Origin of the sequence: Pseudomonas sp. Sample_22, from assembly GCF_004307635.1 — a bacterium.
Lineage (GTDB): Bacteria > Pseudomonadota > Gammaproteobacteria > Pseudomonadales > Pseudomonadaceae > Aquipseudomonas.
The window spans coordinates 2,248-3,982 of record NZ_RCNY01000009.1; the positions used below are offsets into that span (position 1 = coordinate 2,248).

The 1,735-nt window shown below is 56.7% G+C and carries 5 protein-coding genes; 3 read left to right on the top strand and 2 right to left on the bottom strand.

The window, feature by feature from the left end; genetic code table 11:
* Positions 1 to 227: addiction module antidote protein (locus D8U73_RS01355; protein WP_130903531.1), on the bottom strand; the 227-nt coding region annotated here is incomplete at its 3' end.
* Positions 224 to 526 (bottom strand): type II toxin-antitoxin system RelE/ParE family toxin, encoded by a 303-nt coding sequence (locus D8U73_RS01360; protein WP_130903527.1) that lies wholly within the window; start codon positions 524 to 526, stop codon positions 224 to 226. The genes D8U73_RS01355 and D8U73_RS01360, both read right to left, overlap by 4 nt.
* 177 nt (positions 527 to 703) lie before the next feature.
* Between D8U73_RS01360 and D8U73_RS01365 the strand changes: the two genes are divergently transcribed.
* From D8U73_RS01365 to D8U73_RS01375, 3 genes are all read left to right on the top strand, one after another.
* Positions 704 to 883: a hypothetical protein gene (locus tag D8U73_RS01365; protein WP_130903528.1), complete on the top strand. Its 180-nt coding sequence runs from the start codon at positions 704 to 706 to the stop codon at positions 881 to 883.
* Positions 884 to 946: 63 nt separating this feature from the next.
* Positions 947 to 1,399, top strand: coding sequence for a hypothetical protein (locus D8U73_RS01370; RefSeq protein ID WP_130903529.1), 453 nt, complete (start codon positions 947 to 949; stop codon positions 1,397 to 1,399).
* A gap of 50 nt (positions 1,400 to 1,449) precedes the next feature.
* Complete coding sequence (locus D8U73_RS01375) at positions 1,450 to 1,647, top strand: hypothetical protein (protein ID WP_130903530.1); 198 nt, start codon at positions 1,450 to 1,452, stop codon at positions 1,645 to 1,647.
* Positions 1,648 to 1,735: the final 88 nt, after the last annotated feature.

Consider the following 1,735-nt stretch of genomic DNA (forward strand, 5'->3'; position numbering starts at 1 on the left):
TTCAACGTAGGGTTGCCCTTGTCGCTGAACGAGCGGTAAAGCTGTTCGCGGGATAGCCCCGACTCTTTGGCCAGCTCTGTCATGCCTTTGGCGCGAGCGACCACGCCGAGGGCTTTAGCGATATGGCCAGCGTCACCGGTTTCAAAAGCATCGGCCATGAACAGGGCGATGGTTTCAGGATCGACCAGCGCTGCCGCTGGATCATAGTCATAGATTGGCTCTTTCATTCTTCCTCACTCCACTGGCTGGCAAGCAGTTTGGCGGTTTCGATATCGCGGGCCTGGCTGCCTTTGTCGCCACCACACAGCAGCAATACAAGCTCGTTACCGCGCTGCTGAAAATAGACCCGGTAGCCGGGGCCGTAGTGAATACGCAACTCGCTAACACCCTGGCCGACCGGCTCAACATCGCCCAATAGGCCGTTGGCTACCCGGAAGACCCGCGCCGCGATGATCGCCTTTGCCCGCTGATCTCTCAGCTTGCGTTCCCACGTCATGTAAGTAGCGGTTTGTTTGATCGTTTTCATAGGAGCATTGTAGTTTATAAATCACGCCGAGGCAACAACTATTTGTACAATATAATTTTACAAATAGTTGACGCAATAGAAGCCGTTTGAGATACTAAGTCCGTCGAAGCAATACCGCTTCGACACCCGGAACCAGCGGCGGCAACCGCTCCGGGATATCTGCGAAGGAGCTTCAAAATGACCCACGTACTTGGATTGTGTGTAGAACCTGAAGGCATGGATGTTGAATCCGAAGTGCTGGCCCAGGTAGAGCCGGAAGCGCTGCAGGACGCCATTGAAGATGGTCTGCCTCGTTTGGATTGGTTGACCATCGCTGACTTCCGCCGATTCACCCACGGCATCCGCCACGCAGCATAAACACTCACCCACCCCCGGCCAGGCGGCGGCAACCGCCCCGGGGGATCGCGAAGGAGCGAACCAATGTCTACCACTACCACCTCCCACGTTTTCTATCAGCCTGGCACGGGCTGGGTGCATGACTACGCCGTCCAGCTCGACGGCGGCGAATGGGTAACGTGCAGCGGCCGCACGCTCGACCAGTTGAAGGAAGGACAGCCCGACATGATCGTTTGCACTGAGGATGAGGCGTGGCAGCAGATCGAGGCCGCGGCTAAATCCGCGCCGGTTCTGATCGATCGTGAACAGTTTGAATACGCGCTGAATGTTCTGCCGCCTGCGGGCTGGGTTCGTTCTGGTGATTGCGAGTCGTTCAAGATGATCGAGCGCGACAACGGGCGAGTAACCCGGATCTATGTTCGTCTCGGCGAAAACTTCTTTCGGTTCGCCGACCTCTTTACCACTCCGCATGCAGACGCTGTGCGCCTGGTCGAAGCTGCAGCACCTGCGCTGCTGGCCTCACGTCAAAACCAGTAACGAAGCCAGGGAGCGGCAAGCCGCTCCCCTCTTTGGTAGGGCGAGAACTCATGAAACGAAAAGACGCGATTGCGTATATCACTGTTTCCGGCTATCACGACGACTCCCGTACGGCCATGCGGATCTACACCGAAAACCGGATCAGCTACCAGGTGTATGCCGAGGCCTACGCGAAAGGCGCTCTGCTCAAAAGTGAAGGCATGGCCTGCACTTGCTTCCAGTGCAAGCAACGCCCTGCGTCTGCTTGAAATCTGCGGTACTACTGCCTTGCAGCAGCATCAGATTTCAACGTGCTGCAGGTGTTGAAACCATCAAACCCGCTTCGGCGGGTTTTTT

Coding starts and splice junctions, on each gene's coding strand:
- D8U73_RS01360 (WP_130903527.1), bottom strand. CDS start 526: ATGAAAACGATCAAACAAACCGCTACTTACATGACGTGGGAACGCAAG.
- D8U73_RS01365 (WP_130903528.1), top strand. CDS start 704: ATGACCCACGTACTTGGATTGTGTGTAGAACCTGAAGGCATGGATGTT.
- D8U73_RS01370 (WP_130903529.1), top strand. CDS start 947: ATGTCTACCACTACCACCTCCCACGTTTTCTATCAGCCTGGCACGGGC.
- D8U73_RS01375 (WP_130903530.1), top strand. CDS start 1,450: ATGAAACGAAAAGACGCGATTGCGTATATCACTGTTTCCGGCTATCAC.